At 68.2% G+C, this 25103-nt stretch carries 20 protein-coding genes; 7 read left to right on the top strand and 13 right to left on the bottom strand.

Annotated elements, in window-relative coordinates; translation table 11 throughout:
• Positions 1 to 234 precede the first annotated feature (234 nt).
• The 3 genes from ABT063_RS17075 to ABT063_RS17065 are packed head-to-tail and all read left to right on the top strand — an operon-like array spanning position 235 to position 8697.
• The gene (locus ABT063_RS17075) at positions 235 to 7467 is read left to right on the top strand and encodes a polymorphic toxin-type HINT domain-containing protein (RefSeq protein WP_502990828.1); all 7233 of its coding nucleotides are present in this window, start codon (positions 235 to 237) and stop codon (positions 7465 to 7467) included.
• A gap of 19 nt (positions 7468 to 7486) precedes the next feature.
• The gene (locus ABT063_RS17070; protein WP_351058141.1) at positions 7487 to 7921 is read left to right on the top strand and encodes a DUF4259 domain-containing protein; all 435 of its coding nucleotides are present in this window, start codon (positions 7487 to 7489) and stop codon (positions 7919 to 7921) included.
• The gene (locus tag ABT063_RS17065; protein WP_351058140.1) at positions 7918 to 8697 is read left to right on the top strand and encodes a hypothetical protein; all 780 of its coding nucleotides are present in this window, start codon (positions 7918 to 7920) and stop codon (positions 8695 to 8697) included. Before ABT063_RS17070 ends, ABT063_RS17065 begins: the two co-directional genes overlap by 4 nt.
• Positions 8698 to 8804: 107 nt before the next feature.
• On the opposite strand, the gene ABT063_RS17060 is transcribed toward ABT063_RS17065, so the two are convergent.
• The 9 genes from ABT063_RS17060 to ABT063_RS17020 all read right to left on the bottom strand — a co-directional run bounded on the left by ABT063_RS17060 (position 8805) and on the right by ABT063_RS17020 (position 15394).
• Complete coding sequence (locus tag ABT063_RS17060) at positions 8805 to 9002, bottom strand: DUF397 domain-containing protein (protein WP_351058139.1); 198 nt, start codon at positions 9000 to 9002, stop codon at positions 8805 to 8807.
• Between the two features lie 10 nt (positions 9003 to 9012).
• Positions 9013 to 9399 (bottom strand): DUF5753 domain-containing protein, encoded by a 387-nt coding sequence (locus tag ABT063_RS17055; protein WP_351058138.1) that lies wholly within the window; start codon positions 9397 to 9399, stop codon positions 9013 to 9015.
• 134 nt (positions 9400 to 9533) lie between these two features.
• Positions 9534 to 10310, bottom strand: coding sequence for a hypothetical protein (locus tag ABT063_RS17050; protein WP_351058137.1), 777 nt, complete (start codon positions 10308 to 10310; stop codon positions 9534 to 9536).
• Positions 10311 to 10396: 86 nt separating this feature from the next.
• Positions 10397 to 11011 (bottom strand): Uma2 family endonuclease, encoded by a 615-nt coding sequence (locus tag ABT063_RS17045; protein ID WP_351058136.1) that lies wholly within the window; start codon positions 11009 to 11011, stop codon positions 10397 to 10399.
• A 196-nt stretch (positions 11012 to 11207) separates the two neighbouring features.
• Positions 11208 to 11987 (bottom strand): succinate dehydrogenase iron-sulfur subunit, encoded by a 780-nt coding sequence (locus tag ABT063_RS17040; RefSeq protein WP_351058135.1) that lies wholly within the window; start codon positions 11985 to 11987, stop codon positions 11208 to 11210.
• Positions 11987 to 13741: a succinate dehydrogenase flavoprotein subunit gene (sdhA, locus tag ABT063_RS17035; RefSeq protein ID WP_351058134.1), complete on the bottom strand. Its 1755-nt coding sequence runs from the start codon at positions 13739 to 13741 to the stop codon at positions 11987 to 11989. Before sdhA ends, ABT063_RS17040 begins: the two co-directional genes overlap by 1 nt.
• Before the next feature lie 19 nt (positions 13742 to 13760).
• Complete coding sequence (locus ABT063_RS17030) at positions 13761 to 14243, bottom strand: succinate dehydrogenase hydrophobic membrane anchor subunit (protein ID WP_351058133.1); 483 nt, start codon at positions 14241 to 14243, stop codon at positions 13761 to 13763.
• 5 nt (positions 14244 to 14248) lie between these two features.
• Complete coding sequence (gene sdhC / locus ABT063_RS17025; RefSeq protein ID WP_216377600.1) at positions 14249 to 14629, bottom strand: succinate dehydrogenase, cytochrome b556 subunit; 381 nt, start codon at positions 14627 to 14629, stop codon at positions 14249 to 14251.
• A gap of 171 nt (positions 14630 to 14800) precedes the next feature.
• Positions 14801 to 15394, bottom strand: coding sequence for a 2-oxo-4-hydroxy-4-carboxy-5-ureidoimidazoline decarboxylase (locus tag ABT063_RS17020; RefSeq protein WP_351058132.1), 594 nt, complete (start codon positions 15392 to 15394; stop codon positions 14801 to 14803).
• 155 nt (positions 15395 to 15549) lie between these two features.
• Between ABT063_RS17020 and ABT063_RS17015 the strand changes: the two genes are divergently transcribed.
• From ABT063_RS17015 to ABT063_RS17005, 3 genes are all read left to right on the top strand, one after another.
• The gene (locus ABT063_RS17015; protein WP_502990827.1) at positions 15550 to 17223 is read left to right on the top strand and encodes a beta-N-acetylhexosaminidase; all 1674 of its coding nucleotides are present in this window, start codon (positions 15550 to 15552) and stop codon (positions 17221 to 17223) included.
• Positions 17224 to 17328: 105 nt separating this feature from the next.
• Complete coding sequence (locus tag ABT063_RS17010) at positions 17329 to 17844, top strand: hypothetical protein (protein ID WP_351058131.1); 516 nt, start codon at positions 17329 to 17331, stop codon at positions 17842 to 17844.
• Positions 17845 to 17921: 77 nt separating this feature from the next.
• Positions 17922 to 18503, top strand: a complete 582-nt coding sequence (locus tag ABT063_RS17005; RefSeq protein ID WP_351058130.1) for a hypothetical protein — start codon at positions 17922 to 17924, stop codon at positions 18501 to 18503.
• A gap of 24 nt (positions 18504 to 18527) precedes the next feature.
• On the opposite strand, the gene ABT063_RS17000 is transcribed toward ABT063_RS17005, so the two are convergent.
• Positions 18528 to 18989 (bottom strand): DUF1877 family protein, encoded by a 462-nt coding sequence (locus tag ABT063_RS17000; RefSeq protein ID WP_351058129.1) that lies wholly within the window; start codon positions 18987 to 18989, stop codon positions 18528 to 18530.
• Between the two features lie 166 nt (positions 18990 to 19155).
• Here ABT063_RS17000 and ABT063_RS16995 point away from each other — a divergent pair, with 166 nt between their 5' ends.
• Complete coding sequence (locus ABT063_RS16995; protein WP_351058128.1) at positions 19156 to 19548, top strand: hypothetical protein; 393 nt, start codon at positions 19156 to 19158, stop codon at positions 19546 to 19548.
• A 148-nt stretch (positions 19549 to 19696) separates the two neighbouring features.
• Here ABT063_RS16995 and ABT063_RS16990 read toward each other — a convergent pair whose 3' ends face one another.
• From ABT063_RS16990 to ABT063_RS16980, 3 genes are all read right to left on the bottom strand, one after another.
• On the bottom strand, positions 19697 to 22384 hold the full coding sequence (locus ABT063_RS16990) for an FG-GAP-like repeat-containing protein (protein WP_502990835.1): 2688 nt from the start codon (positions 22382 to 22384) through the stop codon (positions 19697 to 19699).
• Between the two features lie 213 nt (positions 22385 to 22597).
• Positions 22598 to 23536, bottom strand: a complete 939-nt coding sequence (locus tag ABT063_RS16985; protein ID WP_351058126.1) for a L,D-transpeptidase family protein — start codon at positions 23534 to 23536, stop codon at positions 22598 to 22600.
• A gap of 220 nt (positions 23537 to 23756) precedes the next feature.
• The gene (locus ABT063_RS16980) at positions 23757 to 24242 is read right to left on the bottom strand and encodes a hypothetical protein (RefSeq protein WP_351058125.1); all 486 of its coding nucleotides are present in this window, start codon (positions 24240 to 24242) and stop codon (positions 23757 to 23759) included.
• Positions 24243 to 25103: the final 861 nt, after the last annotated feature.

The following is a 25103-nucleotide window of genomic DNA, read 5'->3' as shown; positions in this document are numbered from 1 at the left end:
GCAAACGTCATCAGCTGAAGGGGAATTGGTGACTGTTTATTGCACCGTCAAGCTCTATTCAGCTTTCGGATGCATTCGTAGCGTAGTGATCCATTGCGTGCCGCGATGATCATCACATCGCCCCACCCCCTCTGGTGCTTCTTCACAGTGTGATCACAGAATCTGCGCTGTCTGCTAAGTCGTCACGCGTGGTCCGTCATCGGTCCCGCTCCAAGTGGTCCGGGGGACCCTGTCGTGTTCGATCGACTTTCGCATACCCGCAGGCGTCGCCTGGCGCGCACGGCCGTGCCGGTCACGGCTGCCGCGCTGTTGGTCGGACTGCTCCCTGCGCAGGCGCTGGCCGTGCCCCCGAACCCCGCGAAGGAGGAGATCGGGCGCGAATCGCTGACGCTTGAGGAACTTGAGCAGGAGGCGCTGGTTCCCGGCAAGGAATCCAGTAGGCACCTGGAGACGCTGCGGGCCGATGTCCCTCAGGACCTGCTCGCGGCACCGACCAACACGACGACCACGCCCGTCGGGACGGGCTCCGTCGTCTTCGGCACGACCACGACACCGGCTTCCGCCCGAACGGCCTTCGCGAGCGCGGAACAGACAGCGCTGAGCCCCGCCGGCACCCTGCCCGTCAGCCTCGGCCAGGCCCCCGACCAGCCGGCGCCGACGGGCACCTGGCAGGTCACCATCCCGGAGCGCACCTCCACGACCGGCCAGGGCGTGGACGGCGCCGTACTGGTCGTGGAGGCTCCCACCACCGGCTCGGTCCCCGTCTCCGTCAAGCTCGACTACTCCAGGTTCAAGAGCCTCTACGGCGCCGACTGGGCCTCCCGCCTGCGTTTCGTGCAGTTCCCCGACTGCTACCTGACGACGCCGGACGACGAGGCCTGTCAGACGTACGAGGAACTGGAGACGACGAACGACACGGCGTCGAAGTCCCTCACCGCCACGGTCGACCCGGCGGCCGACGGCACGGTGACACCGGCCTCGACGACGCCCTCACCGTCCCCCGGCTCCGGTGTCGTCCAAGCGTCTTACCGGAAGCCCGCCTCGGCGATTCCCGCCGCGGTCGTGGGCAGCAGTACGGCGGTCGTCGGCGCCGTCGACTCCGGCAACGGTGGAGGTGGCACCTTCAAGGCCACGCCCCTGGCCTCGGACGGAAAGTGGGAGGCGGGAGGATCGTCGGGCGCGTTCGCCTGGTCCTATCCGCTGACCGTGCCGAGTTCGCCCGCCGGCCCGGCGCCCAAGATCTCCTTCGACTACAACTCCCAGACAGTCGACGGCCGTACGGCGGTGTCCTCACCCCAGGCCTCCTGGATCGGCGAAGGCTGGTCCTACGACCCCGGCTCCATCGAGCGCCGCTACCGCTCCTGCCAGGACGACCGCAAGCCACTCAAGGCCGGCACCCCCAACAACACGGCCAAGAAGGACAAGACGTCCGACCTGTGCTGGGTGTCGTACAACGCGGTGATGTCGCTGGGCGGCAAGACCACCGAACTCGTCCGGGACGCCGCGTCAGGCAGCGACCCGGAGAAGGACACCGAGATCTACCGCCCCCAGCAGGACGACGGCACACGCGTCGAACACCGCGTCGGCGGCACGAACGACGACAACAACGGCGAATACTGGGTCGTCACCACCACCGACGGCACCCAGTACTACTACGGCCAGAACACCGTCGGCGGCGGCCACGCCATCACCAAGTCCGTCTCCACCGTCCCCGTCTTCGGCAATCACCCGGGCGAGCCCTGCCACGCCACCGCCTTCGCCGACTCCCGCTGCGGCGCGGGCAAACGGCAGGCCTGGCGCTGGGGCCTGGACAAGGTCGTCGACGTCCACGGCAACACGATGATCGTCAACTGGACGCAGGAGACGAACCACTACGCAGTCCGCAAGAAGTTCACGTCGCCCGAACAGTACGACCGTTACGCCTACCCGTCCTCCATCGAGTACGGCATGCGCCCGGACAGCATGACCAAGCCGTCGGCGACCGTGGACTTCGGCGTCAAACAACGCTGCCTGAGGTCGGAGACGGCGTGCGCCGCGACCAACTTCGCCAAGACCGACGACCCGGGTGCCTACCGCCCCTGGTGGGACACCCCCGGCAACCTCAACTGCAAGTCCACCTCCAAACTCTGCCCGCCGTTCCCGTCGTTCTGGACGCAGATACGCCTGGACACGGTGACGACGAAGGCGGCCCGCGCGGGCCAGACCGGCCTCGGTCCGGTCGACAAGTACACCCTGCGCCAGTCCTTCCCGGAGGACTGGTACGACACCTCGCCCGGCCTCTGGCTCAACTCGATCACCCGAACCGGCTACGCCCCCGGCGACACCACCGGCACCCTCCAGTCCAAGGACGGCATCAGCTTCGCGCACTACACGGTCGGCGCCACCTCGCCTCTCCGCACCCGGCTGAAGGACCGCCAGCTGCCCAACCTGGTGCTGAAGGGCAAGACCGACCAGCGCCCCGGCTTCACCCGCCCCCGCATCGGCACGGTCTCCACCGAGTACGGCGGCGACATCGAGGTCGAGTACACCGGCGGCTGCGCCGCCGAGCCTGCGGAGGACAAGGGCAAGAGCAACGGCACCTGCTACCCGGTGCGCTGGTCGCCGGACGGCGACGAGAAGACCCCCGCGAAGTCGTGGTTCAACAAGTACGTCGTGGCTTACGTCACAGAGGTTGACAAGGTCACGTCGCACGGCCGGCCCGTCGTCAGCAAGTACACGTACTCGGGCCCGGCTTGGGCGAAGTCCGACGACGAGTTCACCCGCCCCGCACTGCGCACCTACAGCGACTGGCGTGGCTACCGCCAGGTCAAGGTCACCAAGGGCAGCAGGTCGACCTCCGAGGTGGGCGTCCCGCAGACCCAGTCGCAGTCCGTGACACGCTACTTCCAGGGCACCGGCGGCGAGGTCAAGGACTCCACCGGCACGTACACACTGCTGTCGGACGACGCGCCGCAGTACGCCGGCATGACCGCCGAGACCATCACCTACGTCGACTCCGACGGCAAGATCCTCAAGCGCGTCCTGAACCACCCCTGGTCCAAGCAGACCGCCTCCCGCGCCCGGGAGAACGAGGACGCGACGACCGCGGACCCGCTGCTCGCCCACCGCACGGGCGTCAAACGATCGGACGAAATCCAGACGATCGGCACAAGCTGGCGTGCCGTCCGTACCCTCACCACGCCCGACGACACCTACGGCCTCCCCATCCAGGTGGAGACGGCGGTCGTCCGACCGAGCGGCACCTCCGAGGTGCTCTCCGACCAGACCTGCACCAAGACGGCATATCTGCACAACACCACGGCCTGGCTGATCGGCCTGCCCAAGGAGCAGCGCACCACGGGCACGTCCTGCGCCGGCTACGACACCGCCGACCCGGCGACGAAGCTCAAGTCGGCCGTGAGGAACACCTACGACGGGCTGGCCTACGGCGCGACGCCGACCAAGGGCCAGATCACCTCGATGGCCGAGATCGACGGCGCCGGCGCCTCGTACTCCGTCGTCACCAACACGACATACGACGACCTCGGCCGCGTCCGCACGGTCACCAAGCCCGGCGCGGGCACCACTGAGACGCAGTACACCCCCGCGACGGGCGGCCCGGTCACCCAGACCAAGACGTTCAACGCCAAGGACCATGCCGTCACCGCGGCCTACGACCCCGGACGCGGCCTGCCGCTCACGGTCACCGATGCCAACAGCCGAGTGACGCGCACCGAATACGACGCCCTCGGCCGGCTGGTGAAGGGCTGGTCCCCGTCACGCTCCTCGGGCGGAAAATCACCGAACGTCGTCATCGACTACGCCCCGGCCATCGCCTCCCAGAGCGAGAACCGCCCGGCCGCGGTAACCGTCAGCACACTCAAGGACGACGGCTCCTACGCCCGCGAGATCACCCTCTACGACGGCCTGATGCGCGAGGTCCAGAAGCAGACCGAGGCCCACGGCCCCGGCCGGATCATCGTGGACACCGACTACAACGACCACGGCCTGGTCGTCGAGAAGACCGGTGGCTACCTCGCGAAGGGCGAGCCGAGCACGGAACTGTTCGCACCCAGGTCCGAGTCGCTGATCCCCATGTCGACCCAGTACCGCTACGACGGTCTGGAGCGCGAGCACCGCGCGTCGGTCTACCACGGCGGCGCGTACAAGTACGAGACGTTCCGCTGGTACGACGAGGTCAGCACCAAGGTGAACCCGCCGGGCTCGACGGCCCCGATCACGAGGACGTACTTCGACGCTCTCGGCCGGGTCACGTCCGTCAGGCACTTCGCCCAGGACTCCTCCACCACGACCGCCGTGCGCACGACCGCGTACGAGTACGACGCCCGGGGCAACCGCCACAAGGTCACCGACCCGGCGGGCAACGTCTGGTCCTACACCTATGACGCCCGGGGCCGAGTGACGTCCGCCACCGACCCCGACACCGGCACCACGGACACGTGGTACGACGCGGCCGACCGCCCCAACCGCGTCAAGAACGCACGCGGTCAGGAGACCTTCACCGAGTACGACATCCTCGGCCGGGCCAGATACGTCCGGCATGGCTCGGCAACCGCTACCCCCGTCAAGGAGTTCAAGTACGACGAGGCCCCCGGCGGCATCGGCCAGCCCTCGGAGTCCATCCGCCACACGGACACCGGTGACTACGTCAACCGCGTCACCGGCTACGACGCCGCTTCCCGCGCCACAGGCAGCGAGACGGTCATCCCGGCCAACGCGATGACGACGGGCCTCTCCGGCACGTACTCCTACACGTACACCTACACACCCACGGGCAAGCCAGAGTCGGTCACCCTGCCGGCCAAGGGCGGCCTGGCCAAGGAGAAGGTCGTCACCCGCTACAACGGCGACGGCCTCGCGGAGTCGACCTCGGGCCAGAGCTGGTACACAGCCGACGCCACCTACTCGCCGTACGGCGAGGTCCTGCGCACGGTCTCCGGCTCTCAGCCAGCCCGCGTGTGGACGACGAACTTCGTCGACCCCCACACGGGCCGCCTCCAGCGCACGGTCACCGACCGGGAGACGGCGGGCCCACACCGCATCACGGACAGCTACTACTCCTACGACGCGTCGGGCACGATCACCTCCAACGCCCGTGAGCTGGCGGACGCGGCCGGTACGGCGTGGGACACCCAGTGCTTCACGTACGACGTGATGGGCGAACTGGTGAACGCCTGGACGTCGCAGCTCGAACCGGACGGCAACGGCACTGGCTGCAAGGCGGCGAACGGCAGGACGTGGGGCCCGCGCACTTCGTACGCGTTCTCGTCGGGCCCGGTGGCGGACGCCCCGGACGCGGAGGCGGACGCGTCGGCCCCCGACAACTCCCTGGCCTCGACCCTCGCCGCAGCGGCCCCGGACGCCGCCACGGTGTCGACGGGCGCGACGGCCTACCGCCAGTCATACACCTTCGACTGGATCGGCAACCGGGCGAAGATGACCGAGTACGACCCGGCGGACGCGACCAAGAACGTCACCTACTCGTACGGCTACGGCAAGACGGTCACCGGCAACGGCACGACCCCGTCATACAAGACCCAGCCGCACACGATGACGTGGATCACCTCCAGCCCAACGGGCCGGGACAGTGCCTACACCTACGACGCGACGGGCAACACCCAGGTCCGCGATCTCCACAACACCACCCAGAACCTGGTCTGGTCGCCGGAAAACAAACTCGACTCGATCACCGACGACGGTAACAAGACGACGTACGTCTACGACGCCGACGGCAACCGCCTGCTGGAGAACTCGACGACGGGCTCGACGCTGTACCTGGGCGAGACGGAGCTGACGACAAACACAGCGGGCACGATCACCCGCGCCTCACGCTCGTACGCCCAGGCCGGCGCCCCCACGGTGGTCCGCACCACAACCAACGGCGCGACGACGGGCCACAAGCTCAACGCGATGATCGCCGACCATCTGGGCACGGCGAACACGACGGTCGAGCTGTCCGGCACCCAGCCGGTGACGCGCCGGGCCTTCAAACCGTATGGCGAGCTGCGTGGGCCGAAGCCGGCCAACTGGCCGAACAAGCGCAGCTATTTGGGCGTGGGGATTGACGACGCGGCCACGGGGCTCACGCACATCGGAGCACGCGAGTACGACCAGAACTCAGGCCGTTTCCTCTCGGCGGACCCGATCATCGACATCGCGGATCCGCTGCAGATGAACGGGTATGCCTACAGCAATAACAGTCCCATCAGCAAGAGCGACCCCACCGGGCTATGCCCGAAGGACATTTGCGACGGCTATGGCCAGAACACTGACAGCGGCGGAACCCCGCAGCAGGACGAGCAGGACGAGAAGGCCACCTCGGACTGGATAGCGAGCCAGACTCCGGTCACGAACGACACCCAGAGTCTCCAGAACATTTTCTCGGAGAGCAGCCCGAACGGACACGCGCCGGATGGCAATTACTGGTCCAACCCCATCTATGAGAACAGCGGCCAGAGCAATGCGTGCTTCGGTCGGCTGGCCTGCGCCAAGGCCTACAGGTTCCTGCTGCGCAGCGACGACGTGGCAGAGGCCAAGCGTATAGCCGCCACTTACTGCATCGAGAATTTCAGCGTGTGTGAGGCAGACGCCCGGGCGTATGACCGAGGCAAACTGATCGAAAGCTTCGCAGCTGCATTGATCAGCGGCGGCAGGGGAGTGAAGGGGTTCAAGGGAGCCGCTGGCTGCAAGTGCTTCCTGGCCGGTACGGACGTCCTAATGGCCGACGGCACCACGAAGGACATCGAAGACATCAAGGTTGGGGACGAGGTCCAGGCCACAGACCCCGAGAACGGAGAGAGCGGTCCCCGTAAGGTGACCCGGCTCATCCGTACTGAGAGCGATAAGTACTTCAATGAGCTGTCCATTGCCACCGAGGACGGCGCCGAAGAGCTAACGGCCACGCACGAGCACCCCTTCTGGTCTCCATCCGAGCGCGACTGGGTCACGGCCGGTGACCTCAAGCCGGGCATGACCCTGCTGACTGATGACGGCGACACCGTCATTGTCACGGGCAACCGCGCGTTCACCAAGCACGCGCGGACGTACAACCTCACAGTTGAAGACCTGCACACGTACTATGTGCTGGCGGGGGAGACCCCGGTCCTGGTCCACAATTCGAATTGCGGGCCAGGAGCGCTGCCGGGAACGCGGTTCGACGTCTCTGAGGAGCCGGGCATCTACACCATTCACCTAAATGACGGGACGAAGTACGTAGGGAGCTCTACCGCAAGCATCAGAGAGCGAGTGAATAAGTCGATGCGGTCCAAACATGCGGTCCGCAGAGCTGGATACACGGCGGACGACGTCGTGAACGTCACTTACTTCACTTTGCCCGGCGGTACGAGTAAAACAACGATTCGCCGTATAGAGCAGACGATGATGGAAGGGGTAAAGGAGAGCGGTGGGACCCTCTTGAATAGAAGAGACCCAGAGATCGAAGTTCCAACCGGCGGATACCTGCCGTAAGTCTCTACTGGAGTTTGTGATGGGAACCTGGGGATCGGGTCCGTTCGACAGTGACACCGCTGAGGACTTCCTCGATGAGCTGGAAGAACAATCCGCACCGCAGCGACTGGCGGTTGTCGAGCGTACGTTCCGTGCCGCCATCGAGGCGGGCGGTAGTGCAAACTCCTCTGTGCTGCCTGAGGAGGTAACGGCTGCTGCTGCTGTGGTTGCGGCAAATGTTCCAGCGGGACGTTCTTTGACCTGGAACGAGGACTATCCGAGCATTACGGAATGGCTGGCGCAGCCGATTGCTCCCGCCCTCGCCTCGTCCGCGATTCAGGCGCTGGAAGTGACGTTGCCCGCAGACGGCTGGTTCTGGAGGAGCTGGGTCGACGCTGGCGAGAAGGAAGAGGCTCAGGCTGCGATCGACAGCTTGAGGTCTGTATTGCGCCCCGTAAGTGAAGGGGTGACGTGATCAAGCAGGTGCACAAGGCCGCAGTGGTTCTCGCGGGAATCCTTGCCTTGTCTGGACGTGGCCACGCAGAGTCAGGGGACGCGAGGTCGGTGTCGGAGAGCCCAGAGGAATATCCGGGCATCGCGAGCGAAACTGTGAATTCAAATGGCAGGAATCCGCCGGCGAACAGCATTTCGCCAAATCCGTGGACCGAGACGGATCTGAATAGAGTGGCGCTCTCTGACCGCGACGGATACGACGTGATGGGTTGGATGCCGCAGAGCACCTATCCTTCTGATAGGACAGCAGTTCCTGCTGATTGCAGTCCGATTGTCCAGACGTTGGGCCAGAGCAGCAGTGCCTACCCTGCCAATGCCCGTGTCCATCGGATGTTCAGTCCGGAAGGTGCGGGCTCTGGTGCAGTTATGACTCTTGCATCGCACAGGGTCGACGATGCAAAGCGGGCGGTGCGAGCATTCCGTGTGGCAGCTGAGAAATGCACGGCATTCAAAGACGTTGAACAGTCCTTCGACTACGGCGATGGAGAAGTGCAGCCTGACCCTGAATACGGAGATGAATCCGTCGCCTTGCGGCTTGTTCAGATATTTGCGTATCCGGATGGCGAGTCGCTCAGGGTTCCCCATGCAGTGGTGGTGGTCCGAAAAGGCACGACGGTCGCGATGTTTCATGAGTCCAACACGTCAAAAGGGCCGGACGGGAAGAAGTCGGCCACGATTCCAGATGATCTCATCAGGGCGCAATTGAGCAAGATTGCAAAGTTCGGCACCGCTGAGTGAATTGGGTAGATGGTACTCGTGTTTGCGAGGTAATTATCTATCGCGGCATTCAGGCCCTTGCGGTTCGATGTCGAGCATCCCGTCTGATGTGGATTTATTGAGCTGGGCTACGTCCGTATTGCTATTGCCGTGCCGAGTCTGAGGGCTGCTATCAGGGCGCGGAGTTGGTCTGGGCCGGTGGTGAGGATCGTCTCCGGTTCGTCGCTCTCGCGGAGGAGAACCGTTCCGGTGGGGGTAGCGGCGAGGTAGACGCAGGAGGATGCTTCTTCGCTGTACGTGGACTTCTGCCAGTTGAGTTCGGTCACGGCTCGGCTTTCAGGTGTCTTGGGCGATGTGGTGGATGAGGTCGCGAGACTGGGTGGGTTCAAGGGTGGCCTCCTCCATACGGTCCAGGATGAGTCGATACTTGGCCAACTGTGCGACGGAGTCGATGAGTTCGCTGCCGTGTGCCGCGTCGAGCTGTGCCGTGTCGAGAGCGGGTACGGGGCCGTAGACGTAGTCCAGCCCGTGGCCGACGGTGGGGAACGCCGTTCCGTCGAAGGGGATCACCCGGAGAGCGATGTGCGGCTGCTCGCTCATCTTGACGAGGTGGTCCAACTGGGCGCGGGCCACCTCCCGGCCACCGAACCGCATGCGAAGGGCGGCTTCGTGGATGATCGCTGCGTGGACCGCACCGGAGTCAGCCGCCGTCCGCCCGCTCACCGCCCAGGCCGTGAGCGCTATCGAACCGTCGGGTTACACCCCAGGTCCGGCTGCGGTCACGGCCTGCGCCGCGTTGCCGCTCGTTGAGGTGAGGGGGCTGTCACCGGGCGATCACCGCGACGACGGGCCGGCCGTCAGGCCCCGCACCCGCCCACCCGCCGCGTACTCACCGCAATGTCGTCCAGCCGGACGTCGTACGACGACGGAGTCGGGTCCGCCTGGTACAGCTGCCAGCCCAGCTTCAGCTTGTCGAAGGTCGGGAAGACGAAGTCGTCCGTGGTGCCGCCGTGGTTCTTCGTGGAGACCGTCAAGTCGGACTGCTCCACACCGTTCAGGTACACCGTGACCCGGTTGTCCGTGGCGTCCAGGTGGAATTCGGCGCACTGCCACTTCCCGGCGACCGCGGGTGCGGATGTCTTCCAGGCCGTCCAGTCGCCCGTCGGGCCGAGGTCGGAGCCGACGCCGAAGAAGTTGCCCCGGTCGGTGGGGGCGTACTGGCCGCCCAGCGGGCGGACCAGGGTCGGGGAGTCCGAGCCCGATGCCTCCGCGATCGTCCAGTGGGCCCAGTCGGGGGCCGTGGGGAAGTCGGCGACGCGTAGGCGCATGCGGGCCCAGTAGCTGTTGCCCGGCGGGGCGAGGTCGGGGAAGACGAGGAACGCGCGGCCGTTGCCCTCGGTGCGGATGCGGAGTTCGCGGCCGTGGCCGGTGGTGCTCGGGGCGACAGTCAGGGTGCCGTTGGATGCGTCGGTCGTCCAGCCGCGGCCGGCCGTGACCGGGCCGAGGGGGAGGCGGTCGAAGGTCTCCCGGGCGAGGGTTCCGTGGGGGGTGGGGGCCGCCGAGGCCGCGGGCGGAATTGCGAATAGCGCGGACGCCGTGGCGAGCAGTGCGGCGGCTTTCCTCAGGAGTGCCATGAGCGCAGTCTCGCAACAGGAGTTTCTCCTGCAACAGCAGTTGCGCTGCAAAGTGGCCGAATGCCTTCGTCTCTGGCTTGATCAGGTCAGGGGTTCTTCTTCGTCTGCCCCGCTGCGAGGATCTCGGCGACGTCCAGAGTGACCTTCGCCCCGAGTGAGTCGGGGAGGGCGACCACTTCGCCGGGGGCGTGGACGCGGTGGGTGGCGTACTCGTCCTCCGCGGGATCGGTGAGGACGTGGAGGCGCTGGTGCTTGCGGTCGACGATCACGTAGACCGGGACCTCGGCGTTGGCGTACGCGGTGACCTTGGTCTGCAGGTCCGTCTTCCAATTGCTGGAGGTCACCTCCAGGACCAGGCGGAAGACGACGGGGTCGTAGCAGTTGCGCTCGACGTGGTGGTCGTCGATGTCGGCGTCGACGACGCAGAGGTCGGGCGTCGCGAAGTCGTCAGGGGTGTCGGGAAGCCAGATGCTGACGTTCTGAAGGACCTCGGTCTCCCCGCCGTGGAGCCCTGCCGCGGCGAAGGGAAGGACAAGATTGGTCAAAGCGCGGGCGTGAGGAGCGCCCGGGGATGGGGTCACGAGGATCTGGCCTCCGATGATCTCGACGCGATACCCCGGATGGCGCTCCATGATCTCTTCGGCCAGGGCCGTCAGAGAGACGTCGTCGTGCGGCTGCTGCTCGACGGCTTCTGCGGACATCGGTGCCTCCTGTGGGCTGGTGCCGAGAGCATCATCGTAGGCCGGGCGGGCCGCACGAGTCCCGTTCCCACCGCTTCACCCGATCGTGGCCCCGCACGCCCGAGGGCCCCGCTTCCACCGGGAAACGGGGCCCTCACGGACGTACGAAAACGAGAAACGTACGAAAACCAGAAACGCACGAGACCGACGAACGACCTCAGTAGCGACGCGTGATCAACGCCCGCTTGACCTCCTGGATCGCCTTCGTGACCTCGATCCCTCGCGGGCACGCGTCCGTGCAGTTGAAGGTCGTGCGGCAGCGCCACACGCCGTCGCGGTCGTTCAGGATCTCCAGGCGCTGCTCGCCCGCCTCGTCACGGCTGTCGAAGATGAAGCGGTGGGCGTTCACGATCGCCGCCGGGCCGAAGTACTGGCCGTCGTTCCAGAAGACCGGGCAGGACGACGTGCACGCGGCGCACAGGATGCACTTCGTCGTGTCGTCGAAGCGTTCCCGGTCCTCGGCGGACTGCAGGCGCTCGCGCGTCGGCTCGTTCGTGTCCTTCGTGATCAGGAACGGCATGACGTCCCTGTACGCCTGGAAGAACGGCTCCATGTCCACGACCAGGTCCTTGAGGACCGTCAGGCCCTTTATGGCCTCGACCGTGATCGGCTTCTCCGGGTTGATGTCCTTGATCAGCGTCTTGCAGGCCAGACGGTTCTTGCCGTTGATCCGCATGGCGTCGGAGCCGCAGATGCCGTGGGCGCAGGAGCGGCGGAAGGTCAGCGTGCCGTCCTGCTCCCACTTGATCTTGTGCAGGGCGTCGAGGACGCGCTCCTTCGGGTCGATCTCCAGCTGGAAGTCTTCCCAGGTCGCCTCCGCCGAGACCTCGGAGTTGAAGCGGCGGATGCGGAAGGTGGCCGTGATGTACGGGGAGTCGGCGAAACCGGGCTCGGGGCTGCCTGCCGCGTCCGCCTTGTCCAGGGTCGGGGTTGCCATCAGTACTTACGCTCCATCGGCTGGTAGCGGGTCTGGACGACCGGCTTGTAGTCGAGACGGATGGACTCGGTGCCGTCGTCGCCCACCTCGCGGTACGCCATGGTGTGGCGCATGAAGTTGACGTCGTCGCGGTTCGGGTAGTCCTCGCGGTAGTGGCCGCCGCGGGACTCCTTGCGGGCCAGGGCCGACACCGCCATGACCTCGGCGAGGTCGAGCAGGTTGCCCAGCTCGATGGCCTCCAGGAGGTCGGTGTTGAACCGCTTGCCCTTGTCCTGGATCGAGACGTTCAGGTAGCGCTCGCGGAGTTCCGCGATCTTCTCCACCGCTGTTTTGATCGTCTGCTCGGTGCGGAACACCATGACGTTCGCGTCCATGGTCTCCTGCAGCTCGCGCCTCAGCACCGAGACCCGCTCGGTGCCGGTGGCGTCGCGGAGCCGCTCCACCTGGTCGAGCACCAGCCGCGCGGGGTCCTCGGGCAGCTCGACGAAGTCGGCCCTCTGCGAGTACTCGGCGGCCGCGATACCGGCCCGCTTGCCGAACACGTTGATGTCCAGCAGCGAGTTGGTGCCGAGGCGGTTCGCGCCGTGGACCGAGACGCAGGCGACCTCGCCGGCCGCGAACAGGCCCGGGACGACCGTCGTGTTGTCGGCGAGGACCTCGCCCTCGACGTTCGTCGGGATGCCGCCCATCGCGTAGTGCGCGGTGGGCTGGATCGGGATCGGGTCCGTGTACGGCTCGATGCCCAGGTAGGTGCGGGCGAACTCCGTGATGTCGGGCAGCTTGGCGTCCAGCTGCTCCGGCGGGAGGTGGGTGAGGTCCAGGTAGACGTGGTCGCCCTCGGGGCCGCAGCCGCGGCCTTCCCGGATCTCCGTGTAGATCGAGCGGGACACGACGTCACGCGACGCCAGGTCCTTCATCACCGGCGCGTACTTCTCCATGAAGCGCTCGCCGTCCTTGTTGCGGAGGATGCCGCCCTCACCGCGGGCGCCCTCCGTCAGCAGGATGCCCATGCGCCAGATGCCGGTCGGGTGGAACTGGAAGAACTCCATGTCCTCCAGCGGCAGGCCCCGGCGGTAGACCGCCGCCTGGCCGTCGCCCGTCAGCGTGTGCGCGTTCGACGTCACCTTGAAGAACTTGCCGCAGCCGCCGGACGCGTAGATCACGGCCTTCGCCTGGAAGACGTGGATCTCGCCGGTCGCCAGCTCGTACGCGACGACGCCGGACGACTTCTTGACGCCGTCGACCTCGGTGATCAGCTGGTCGAGGACGTAGAACTCGTTGAAGAACTCCACGCCCTCCTTCACGCAGTTCTGGTACAGCGTCTGGAGGATCATGTGGCCGGTGCGGTCGGCCGCGTAGCAGGAGCGGCGGACCGGGGCCTCGCCGTGGTTGCGGCTGTGACCGCCGAAGCGGCGCTGGTCGATCGTGCCGTTCGGCGTGCGGTTGAACGGCAGGCCCATCTTCTCCAGGTCGAGGACCGAGTCGATGGCCTCCTTCGCCAGGATCTCGGCGGCGTCCTGGTCGACCAGGTAGTCACCGCCCTTGACCGTGTCGAAGGTGTGCCACTCCCAGTTGTCCTCCTCCACGTTGGCCAGCGCGGCGGCCATGCCGCCCTGCGCGGCGCCCGTGTGGGAGCGGGTGGGGTAGAGCTTGGTGAGCACCGCGGTGCGGCTGCGCTTCGTGGACTCGATGGCCGCGCGCATGCCCGCGCCGCCGGCGCCGACGATGACGGTGTCGTACTTGTGGATCTTCATGATTCTCGCAGCCCCGTGCCTAGCGGATGTTCGGGTCGAAGGTGAAGATCACCAGCGTGCCCAGCAGGATGGTGAACACCGTGGCGGTGTAGAGCAGGCCCTTGAGCCACAGCCGGGTGTTCGGGCGCTCCGCGTAGTCGTTGATGATCGTGCGCAGGCCGTTGGCGCCGTGCAGCATCGCGAGCCAGAGCATCAGCAGGTCCCAGACCTGCCAGAAGGGCGACGCCCAGCGGCCGGCCACGAACGCGAAGCCGATCTTGGAGACGCCGCCGTCGAGCACCAGCTGGATCAGCAGGTGGCCGATGACCAGGACGACCAGCACGATGCCGGACAGCCGCATGAACAGCCACGCGGCCATCTCGAAGTTGCCCCGCGTGGTCTTCGGGGTCTTCTTGGTGCGCTTGCGCGGGGCCTCGATAACCGGGGCCGGGTTGTCGACGCCGTAGACGGAGGGGCCCTCGACGGGGCCGATTCCGGACGCGGTGGTTTCGGTGGTGGACATGGGCGTCAGCTCCCGAACAGTTCACGAGCGGCGTGGCCGAGGACGGGGTAGATCGCCCCGAGCATCAGCACGACCCACAGGCCCATGACGGACCAGAACATCTGCTTCTGGTAGCGCGGGCCCTTCGACCAGAAGTCGACGGCGATGACGCGCAGACCGTTGAGCGCGTGGAAGAGGATGGCGGCGACGAGGCCGTACTCCAGTAGCGCGACGATCGGCGTCTTGTACGTGGCTACGACCTTGTCGTAGTCCTCGGGGGAGACACGGACAAGTGCGGTGTCCAGTACATGGACGAACAGGAAGAAGAAGATGAGGACGCCGGTGACTCGGTGAGCCACCCAGGACCACATTCCTTCCCGGCCGCGGTACAGCGTTCCAGCCGGCACGGAAGAACCCTCCGGGAGCGGGGATTGGGGCCGCGCCGGCTTTCTGTGTCGGTCGGGCCCGGCCGGGTACGGTCCACCGGCCCCCAGCATCGTAGCGATGCGCCGCCGCTGGGCTTAGCCGGGGGTTGGGGGTGTGATCAAAGTGGCATGCGGATGGGTGCAGTCGGGTGGCTACCGGGGTGGGATGTGCGGTGATTTGCCGGGTGCGGCACTGTTTGGGCTGGTCGCGCAGTTCCCCGCGCCCCTGAAGTGACTCACCAGCCGCCCTCTTGCAAGGCGCCGGAGTTCATCTGCCGTCACCGTCCGTTCTTCCTCCGGATCGTTTGTCAATCGTGACCGGATGCCCTCCAGGACCCGGTCGAGGGCCTCGTTCGGGGACAGGTCGTCCAAGCAGATGACGAACCTGTGTCCGAATCGGGTCTCGTATGCCGCGTGTGCCGCGCTCAGTGCCATGCGGGCGGCGGAGTACGCGCCCTTCGGCAGTACCGGCAGTGACTCTTCCGCCAGCGCCTCCGTCAGATCGCCCGGCGTCAGGTCGTACGCCGCCTCGTCCGATGCCGCCAGGAGGGCGTCCAGGGTGGGGTAGGGGCGGTGGTCGGCGATGCGGTGGGCCCAGTGGGGGCTGTGGAGGCAGGTGAGGAGGATGTGTACGGCGTCGGCCGCGGGAGCGGTGTTGAAGTGCTCCAGTGGGGAACGCGTGCCGGGCGTCGTGCCCCGGGTCTGCTCGGATATGGCGACTTGGCCAGGAAGGTGTGTGGGCGTCACGTGCGTTTCGGCAGGGGGAGCTGTGAGAGATGTAACGTCACGTTATCGAGAGTGGATGTGACGTGTCCGACGGTTGCCCGAATTTCATCCGAACGGGAGTGTTTCGGAACGCGTGGTGGACGCACGCACGTGTCCGGAGGGCCTAGGTTGGCGCCGTGAGTCAGCACAGGCGGAGTCAGTACGGCCGGGCGTCGGCGAAGAGGGCGTTGCAGCAGACGTGGGTGCTGATCGTCGCGGTGGTCGTGACGGTGGGGGCCGGAGTGGGTCTCGGCCTGTGGGCCGGCGGCGGCAGTGATGAGAGCGGGCCCGCCGGGTCGGCGCAGGGGCAGCCTTCCGGCGGTACGTCCGCGGGCTCGCCGCAGGCCGGCGAGAAGACCCCGAGTCCGTCGCCCACGCGCTCGTACCCGCTGTCCAAGAGCCCGCGCACGATCCCCGCCGTGCGCGCGCACACCCCGGCGCGCGGTCCCGGCTGGAGCCCGGAGAAGGGGCTGCGGGTCGTGGTGAGCGACCGGGACCTGGCCGACGAGGGGCGGCTGCTCGCCGGTGAGCTGGGGCTGTCGTACGCGGGTGAGAGGGACGACGTGCGCGCCGGGGACGTACGGCTGGCGCTGAGTGGTGACGAGGGGGCCGACCCGGAGTCGTACACGATGACCGTGCGTGGTGGGCGGGTGACCATCAGCGGGCCCGCGGACGCGGGTGTGTTCTACGGCACCCGCACGCTCAAGCAGGAGGTGCGCGGCGGCGGTACGGCGCCGGAGGGCGTCGTGCGTGACGAGCCGGCCAAGCCGGTGCGCGGGTTCATGCTGGACATCGCGCGCAAGCACTTCACGGCGGACTGGATCGAGGACCGGGTCCGGGAGCTGGGGGACCTCAAGTTCAACCAGATCGGGCTGCACTTCTCCGACGACCAGGGGTTCCGGATCGAGTCCGACTCCCACCCGGAGGTCGTGTCGAGGGATCACCTGACCAAGGCGCAGGTGAAGGAGATCGTCGGCCTCGCGGCCGGCCGGCACATCACCGTCGTGCCCGAGATCGACTCGCCCGGGCATCTGGGGGCGGTCATCGACGCGCACCCCGATCTGCAGTTGCGCAACGCGCAGGGCGTCGCGGCGCGCGGCGCGGTCGACATCTCCAAGCCGGAGGCCGGCGAGATCGTCGACGACCTGCTGAACGAGTACGCGGACCTCTTCCCGGGCGGCCAGTGGCACCTCGGCGGCGACGAGTACCGGGCGCTGATGGTGTCCGACCCCGAGGCGTCCTACCCCCAGCTGGCCAGTGCCGCGCGGGAGGCCTACGGCTCCGGCGGGACCGTCGCCGACCTCACCACCGGCTGGCTCAACGACCGCGCCGACACGGTCCGCGCCCACGACAAGATCCCGCGGGCCTGGAACGACGGCTTCTTCCGGGGTACGTCCGTGCAGCCCGACAAGGACATCCAGGTCGCGTACTGGACGGGCAAGGAGATCGGCGCGCGGCTGCCGACCGAGTATCTGAGCGCGGGCCGAAAGCTGATCAACTACAACGACGAGTTCCTGTACTACGTCCTCGGCCAGCCGCTGACCTTCGTCTATCCGACCGGACAGCGGATCTACGAGCAGTGGACCCCGCTCGTCGTGCGCGGCACGCGGGCGGTGCCCACGAAGTACGACGGCCAGATCCTCGGCGGCTCCTTCGCGGTGTGGTGCGACCTTCCGAACTCCCAGACGCAGGCGCAGGTCGCGGCCGGGATCCGGATGCCGCTGCGGGCGACGGTGCAGAAGCTGTGGGATCCCGGGAAGCCGGAGCTGTCCTGGACGGAGTTCAGGGCGCTCGCCGACCGTTTGGACTGAACCCGGGGGCGCTCCAGGGGCGGATTGTCCCGTACGGCTGCGAACGGGCGTACGACTGTGGTGTATTCGGGCCGAGTCGTAGCGAACAGCCGGGGGGAACCGGAGATGGGTTACTGGGGGTACTTCGTCGTGGGCCGTGGTGAGCGGCCGCTCGCGGAGTCGAAGGCGTTGTCCGGCGTCGAGGGGATGACCCTGCGGGCGTCGGCGCCCGGTGGATGGCAGGTGTGGGAGTACCCGAGCGGTGACGGCGACGTCGGGAACATGAACGCCCTCGCCCTGGAGACCGGGGCGCCCGCGCTCTTCGGGTATGTCATGGACAGCGCCTCGGTGGTCGTGGAGGCGGCGGCGCCGGAGAGCGGGGCGTGGACGACCTGCCTGGGGCGGGCCGCGATGGCCGGGTACCTCGGGGCCGACAAGGAGGGGCTGACCCTGGAGGACTACTTCCTCCAGCCCTCGGACGCCGCCGAGCGGGGCGTCTACTGGGCCGCCGAGGCCGGGCACACGGTGGAGGAGCGGCCGCTGCTCGACGTACTCGGCGCCGACACCGACCCCACGACCGACCAGATGGCCGAAAACCTCTTCTTCCAGCTGCTCGACCGGCTCGGTGTGGTGCCCCTGTGACACTCCGGCGCCGTCGCACGCAGTAAGGGGAAGTGCGGGTTCCGTAAGGGCGGACCGCCCGGCGAGGGAGGCGTTGAATGAGCCTGGTGGAGCTGATCGCTCAGGCCGACGAGCGCGGACTGGCCGCCAGCGGGTTGGCTTGTTTGGATCGGTGTCTGCCCTTGCTGGGCGGCGACGACGAGGTCCTGCGGCCCCTGTGGGCGGACCTCGCCGACGGCGGTGACTGGGGCGAGCGTCTGGAGCAGGTGCGGAGCAAGCTCGGTGACGCGGGGGCCTGCGACCTCGGGCCGGAGGCCTCTGTCACGGACGAGGCCGCGCTGCTGGCCCGCCGGATGCTCGACGCCGCCCCCGCGACGCGGTCCCATGCCGCCGTGCGGGTGTGGGCCGACGCCTGCTCCGTCGCCGCGCTGCGGATCCACCGGCTCCTCGAGGGCGCCGCCACCGACGAGGCCGGGGAGTCCTTGGCCGACGCCCGCCGCGAGGGCCGTACGGAGGGGATGTCGCCCCTCGTCGCCGCCGAACTGCGCCGCCAGATCACCGTCCTGGAACTCCTCGCCGGTCACGGCGCGGCCGGCATCCGCCCGGCACTGGAGGTGTCGACGGAGGGGCGGCGGATCCTGCGCGCGGTGGTGTCGCGGCGCACGCGGCGACGGGGCTGAGCGTCGGAGAACCCACCCGGCACCTCACCGCACCAGCCACTTCACCACCGTGTCCCCGTACCGCGCGGTCTGCGTGTAGAACGCGGTCAGGTCGCGGTGCGCGGCCGCGAAGAAGGCTCGGGCCTCCGGCTCCAGGTCCGGCCCGCCGTATCTCGGAAGCAGTTCGGCACGGGCGGCCTCCCACTGCGCCTCGAAGTCCGCCGACGTGAGGAAGGCGGCGACCTGGGCCGTCTCGGCCGCCGTGAGCAGCAGGAACGGTGGTGTGTCGGGCTCGGCAGGGTGGACCGGGCGGCCGCCCAGGACCACGTCGGTGCCGGTGTAGAGGTGTTCGTGGTCGAGGTAGCCCTTGTCCAGCACCTCCTCGCGGTGCCGGCCGATCCGTTCGCGCACGGTGTCCCAGTCGTCCTCGAACAGCCGTCGCAGCCAGGTCGCCTCGGCGCGCAGGGTCGAGGGCGGGACCGCGCGGAGATGGAAGTACATGCTCATCGCAGAGAGGAGCGCGCGGGAGGGGCGAAACATCACTCCCGCGTAAACCTCGCTCCTGAGAGAGTCCTGTGACTGCCCTGCGGTGGAGGTGGGGCGGTCCTGCACCGGTTGTGGGTACCCGCCGGATCCGCGTGACGGATCACCGCGCCGCGACGCTCTTCCGGGTGTGACGACACATCAGGAAACCAGGCCCTCAGCTGCGACGAAGCCGGTGCGGTGGGCGGCGGACGCGGTGGCGACCCTCCGCGAGGGTGCGCGGCTGCGCCTCGACTACTCGGCGCAGAGCCTGTGGCGCGTCGACCGGATGATCGACGGGATACGGCGGGAGCAGACGCCGTACCCCGCCGTCGAGACGGTGTTGCGCGGTCTCGGGGCGTACGCGGGGGAGGTGATCGTCCGTCAGACCGGTGCCGAATGGTGGGCGGGCGGCGGCGACCACTGGGTCCGCACCCGCGACGGGCGGCTGTGGGACCCGATCGACGAGGCCCGCCGGTGTTTCGCCGGGGACGGGTCGCTGCGGTTGCTGTGCCGGGACGCGACGAGCGGGTCGTTCCCCTAGGGCGTGTGCCGGGCGTCGCGGGGCAGGCGGGACGTCCGACACACGCCCCAGGGCGTACGGACGTACGGGGTCGGCGCTGGAGGTCTGGAGTTCCCGCCGTGTCGTCCGCGGAGGGGGCGCGGACGACACGGCGGGGGCCGTGAGGGCGTTACGGCGTCAGGGCCTGGCCGAGGTGGGCGCCCGTCGGGGTGCCCAGGGTGCCCCGGGTGTAGTACGCGTAGCCGCCGGCGTTGATCCCGGAGCTGCCGCTGTCCAACTGGAGGATGACGCCGTTGTAGGTGTCCTCGCCCTCCACGCCGATGGCGAGGTCGGCGCGGCCCCAGCCGGAGAGGTCCCGCAGGACCACGGCGGAGCCGAGCTTGTCGTTGGACTCGGTCACGCCGCCGATGCCGCTGGTGTCCTGGGTGAACGCCTTGGCGCCGGAACCGGTCAGGCCGGACGAGGTGCCCTTGAGCAGCATGACCATGCCCGCGTTGGTGCGGCTGACGCCACCGCGGGTGATGTCCTCGCCCGGCAGGCCGGTCAGGACGTCGACGTAACCGTCGTCGTTGTGGTCACCGGCGGAGACGGAGGCGCCCATGATGTCGCCGGACTCGCTCGCGCCCGGGACGCCGCTGGTGTCCTGGTGGACGGTGCGCATGCCGGTGGTGGTGAATCCGGTGGACGTGCCCGGGACCACGGTGACCTGGCCGCCCTTGTTCGCGCCGGACTCGGCCGTGGAGGGCTGGCCGATGACGATGTCGTCGTAGCCGTTGCCGTTGACGTCCCCGGCGGCGAGGGAGCGGCCGCCCCTGACGGACAGGACACTGACCTTGACCAGGCCGGAGGAGGTGCCCTTGAACCAGGTGACGCGGCCGGTGCCGGACTGGTCGCGGTAGTTGAGGGCCACGTCCGCGTAGCCGTCGCGGTTGAAGTCGCCGGTGGCGGCGTCGACGTAGGCGACCGAGCCGCTCGCGCCGGTGAGCTTGCCGTACTTCGTGGCGCCGCCGGTCAGGCGGGCGTTCCAGCTGCCGCTGTTGCCGGTGCCCGCGGTGAAGACGTCGGCCTTGCCGTCGGCGTTGAAGTCGCCGACCGTGACGGTGGAGCCGAACTTGGCGCCGGTCTGGGTCACACCACTGGTGGTGTACATGTACCCGGAGCTCAGGCCGGGACCGTACAGGACCGTGACCGCGCCCCGGTCCTTCGCGGTGGAGAGGTCCTCGCCGGGAGAGCCCACGGCGAGGTCGGCGTAGCCGTCGCCGTTGACGTCGCCCCAGGCGGTGGCGGCACCGAAACTGTCGCCGGACTCGGAGCCGCCGGGCACGCCCGGGCTGGACTGGCTGAGCCTGATCCGGGCGGTGCCCACGGGACCGTCGGTGCCGCCGGGCACGACGACGACGTTGCCGACGCCGCCCGAGGCCCGGGGCACATCGGCGACCAGATCGTTGACGCCGTCCCTGTTGAAGTCGGCGGTCGGGATCGCGGAGTTCTTGCCGGCGCTCGCGGCGTAGCGGCGGATCTCGCCGAGCTTGGAGTAGAGGTTGGCGCCGGGGCACGCGGTGGCGTAGGCGTCGCGGTGGCCGGAGATCACGTTGAGGGTGGCCTGCTGGCCGTTGTCGAACACTCCGGTGTCGCCCTTGGCGGTCAGCGTGACGGTGCCCTTCGGGTCGCCGCCGTACTGGCCCAGCTTCCAGGCCGCGACGCGGGCCACGGACTCCAGAGCCGCCCGGGTCGGCCGGCCCGCCGGGATGCCCTTGGCCGCGTTGCCCTCGAAGTCACCGAGCACGGTGATCCCGGTGGAGTAGCTGTTGAAGCCGTAGGTGTGCGCGCCCTGCACGGGCAGGTCGATGCCGCCCGCGCGGCCCTCGAAGATCTGCCCGCACTTGTCGACGACGAAGTTGTAGCCGATGTCGTTCCAGCCGTTGCCGTCCACGTGGTACGCGAAGAGCCCGCGGACGATGGACGCGGACTGGGCGCAGCTGTAGCTGTTGGAGCCGGCCGTGTGGTGCACGATGACGGTCTCGACCTTGTCGATGTACGTCGGCGGGTCGTCGACCCTGGACTCGTCCGCCCCCCACTGCGCCCGGCTGATGACGGGCGGCCGGGTGACGGTGGACGCAGGAGCGGTCGGCACGGTCTGGCTCGGCGACGGCGAGGCGGAGGCCGATTCCGTCGGGGCCGCGGAGTCGGAGGGCGACGCGGTGTCCGTCGGCGTCGTGGCGGGGGCCGAGGTGCTGGGTGAGTCGGTCGGGGTGTCCGTGGGGGTGACCGCGTCCGTGGGCGTGGCGGAGTCGGTGGGTGTGGCGGCGGGGTCGGTCTCGGCGGCGAAAGCGGCCGGCTCGAACTCGCTGCCGACGGACTTGGTCTCGGCGGCCGTCACCACCCCCGGGTCGACGAGGTTGACCTCAAGTCCCTTGGGCAGTCCGGCACTCGACGTGCCGTCCTCGCCCACGACCTGCACCTCGACGCCGTCGGACGGGCCCACCCACAGCGGATCGGAGGCGCCGCGCATGCCCGGCTCCATCTTGTCCGGTCGATCGGCGTCGAGCTCCAGGTCCTGCCAGGCGCTCCACTCACCCGTCTCCAGGCTGCGGGTACGCACCTGCGCGGTGCCGTCGATCCGCTTCGCGGCCCCGGTCCAGGAGACACCCAACAGCGAGAACTGCTCGGTACTGGTGCGCGCCAGCTCCCGCTCCCGGCTGCCGGTGCCCTTCAGCGCGAGGTCGTAGACCTTCACGGGCCGCTTGGCCCGGCCGGTCGCGCCGGGCTCCTCGGACGGGTCGGCCAGGGCGTACGTCGCCACGCCCCCACCCCCCAGGAGCACCGCACCGAGCGTCAGCCAGGCTCTGCGCTTCAGGTTCAGCGGTCTGTACGCGTGCGACGTACGACGCGTACGTCGAGTACGACGGCTCAAGACGAATCCACCCCAAAGAAGGCCGTACAAGGCCAGAGAACGAAGAAAGACACGTGAGGCACATCCGTCACACGGACGCCCTGCTTCAGCCAGCGTTTTGCATTGGCTAAACGTCACTGCTCGGCAAGTGTAGTGAGGTAGATCACTTCGGACTGGTCAGCCGATGGCGATCCGGGGGTGGGCGGACGGCGTGATCCAGCCCATGATCCGGTCCATGGTGGCCCGAGGCACCGACACGCAGCCCGCCGTCGCGCCGCTGCCGTTGACGTGCAGGAAGATACCGGCGCCGCGGCCGGGTGTGGCGGGCCGGCGGTTGAAGTTGATGACGAGTGCCTTGGCGTACTGGACGGGATAGTTGATGAGGTGCTCGCTGCCGCGCTCGCCGGACTCGGTGAGCGGGAAGTCCGCGCCTTCCTCACCGTGCATGGAGTTGTAGAACTTCGACTCGGGGTCCTGCACCCACCAGTCGTCGTCGGTGACCACGTGGTACGGCATCGCGGTGCCGCCGGCCTGGTGACCGAAGCCCTCGGTGATGGTGTACGTGCCGGTGGGGGTGGTGTAGGTGCTCTGCCGCCGGGTCGCCCCATCGGTCACGCCATTGGAACCGACCCGGCCGGCGCTCGTGCTGAACTGCGCCTTCCAGCCTGCGGACCCCTTGGCCCAGGCGGTGACGGTGGCGTAGGAGCCGCTGGCCTTGACGGTGATCAGCTGGGTGGCGTCGCCCGCTTCGACCGGTACGGGGAAGTCGGGTGCGGTGGGCGCGGGGGCCGCCGCATCGCCGGACCCCGTCCCCGAACCGCTGGTCTCCTTCGCGGCGCCGGCCGGCGCGGAGGCGGACGCCGAGGCCGAGACGGACGCGCGGTCGGAGGCGTCGTCGGAGGCGGAGGGGCCGGCGGACGTGGGCGCGGAGGCGGAGGGGCTCGGTGACGGGGAGCCGGAGGCGTCGGCAGGGCTCTCGTCCGGTGTCTGCGGTACCTCGACCGAGTCGGCGGCTGCCGCCTGTGAGTCGTCTTGCCCACCGCAGGCGGACGTCATCGCCAGCACGCTGACGACGACGGCGGTGGTGAGCAGAACCTGACGGGGGAAGACCTGCACGCTGAGCTCCTTGCGGGGGATGGGGCGTACCGGGGCTCGTCCGACCGGGCGGCGGACGCGCCGGGTGCGACGGCATGGTGACGAGACCGGGCGGGCGTGTGCCGCACGGTCTGTGAGAGGTCATGGACTACCGGCTCGGGGTTGTAATGACGCGGCCGAACCGGTGTCAAGCGCGGTGACAAAGGGGTTGGGCAGGGGGCGAACCACCCCATTGAGGCCCTCAGGTGCGGGGCAGGGCGCCCGAGCAGGTGGCGCGGCCGAACGCACCGGTGGCGGTGGAGCCCTGGACGTACTCACCGCGGATGGTCAGGGTGCACCGGGCCTGGCCGCCCTTCCCGCCGAGGACGATGCTGACGATCGGCTCCTCGCCGAGCGGCACGTCGACGGTCTTGCGCCAGGGCAGCGTGGCCGCTTTGACGACGACGGCCTCGCCGGTTTCGCTGCGGGCCTGGTAGGTGATGTCGGCCGTGCCCTGGCCGGTCACTTCGTACGTCACCGCGGCGGTGGGGGTGCGGCGTTCCGGCTTCCCGCCGTCCTCGCCGGTGTCGAGCGCGCCGTAGAGGGCGAGGCCACCGCAGGCGGCCAGAACGGCGCCGGCGGCGAGCAGGGCGGTGCGGTCGCCGGTCGGCTTCCTCGGTTTCTCGATATCTGATTCCACCGCCTCATGCGATTCCACCGCTTCTGATTCCTGGGATCTGGTGCTCATGGTCGAATTCCTTTCGAAATTCGGAATGCTCGGGTGCTGGGGCTGCAACCGGGCGGTTATACACGATGCCGTCGGCCGGTGGCCAGTGAGCGGAAATATCGGACACCCGGCGGCCTTTTTGGTGTCAGTTGTCCTCGATGTCTGGACGCTTGACACTGCTTCGCTGAAATGAATAGAAATCCGGCGCCGCTGCCTGTGGTCTTTCCTGTTATGCGGGTGGGCCAGGTTTTCTGCGGCGTGTTTAGTCCGTGACGTACGAGGAAAGGTTTGGCGTGAGACCCAGACTGGGCAGGCTCCTGGCGTGCCTGGTGGTAGCTGCGGTGACCAGTACCGCGCTGCCCCAGGTCGCGTATGCGGCACCCGCTGATGATGGTGACGGCAAGGGAATTGTCGACACCGTCAAAAGCTGGTTCGCGGATGACAGCGATGAACGCGATAAACCACCGTCCCACGACGAGTTGGCTATCGCCGACCGGGAGAATCCCTCCTGGCCCAAGAGTGACCCGAAGGCGAAGCGCGTCAGGGAACTTACGGGTAAACGTACGGCAAACGCGCGGTTCTGGCAGTTGTCGGACGGTCGAATAGAGGCGGAACTCTCGGCGGTGCCGACGTCGTTCCGGTCCGGTTCGGGCAAAAAGGCGACCTGGAAGTCGATCGACACGACGGTTCGCCCGTCCAAGGCGAAGGGCTTCGAATTCGCCAGCACGGCGAACGAGGGCCGGAGCTGGTTCGGTGCGGATGCCGACCGGCTGGTGCGGTTCCAGTCACCGGACGGCCGTGCGGTCACCCTCGGCATCGAGGGCGCGGCCGGCGCGCTGAAGCCGGCGGCGAAGGGCTCCACGGTCACCTACCGGGACGCGC

The sequence above is a fragment of the Streptomyces sp. NPDC002838 genome (genome assembly GCF_040295365.1).
In the GTDB taxonomy this organism is placed as follows: domain Bacteria; phylum Actinomycetota; class Actinomycetes; order Streptomycetales; family Streptomycetaceae; genus Streptomyces.
Note: the sequence above shows the minus strand (reverse complement) of the source record. Positions and strands in the feature narration are given on the sequence as shown.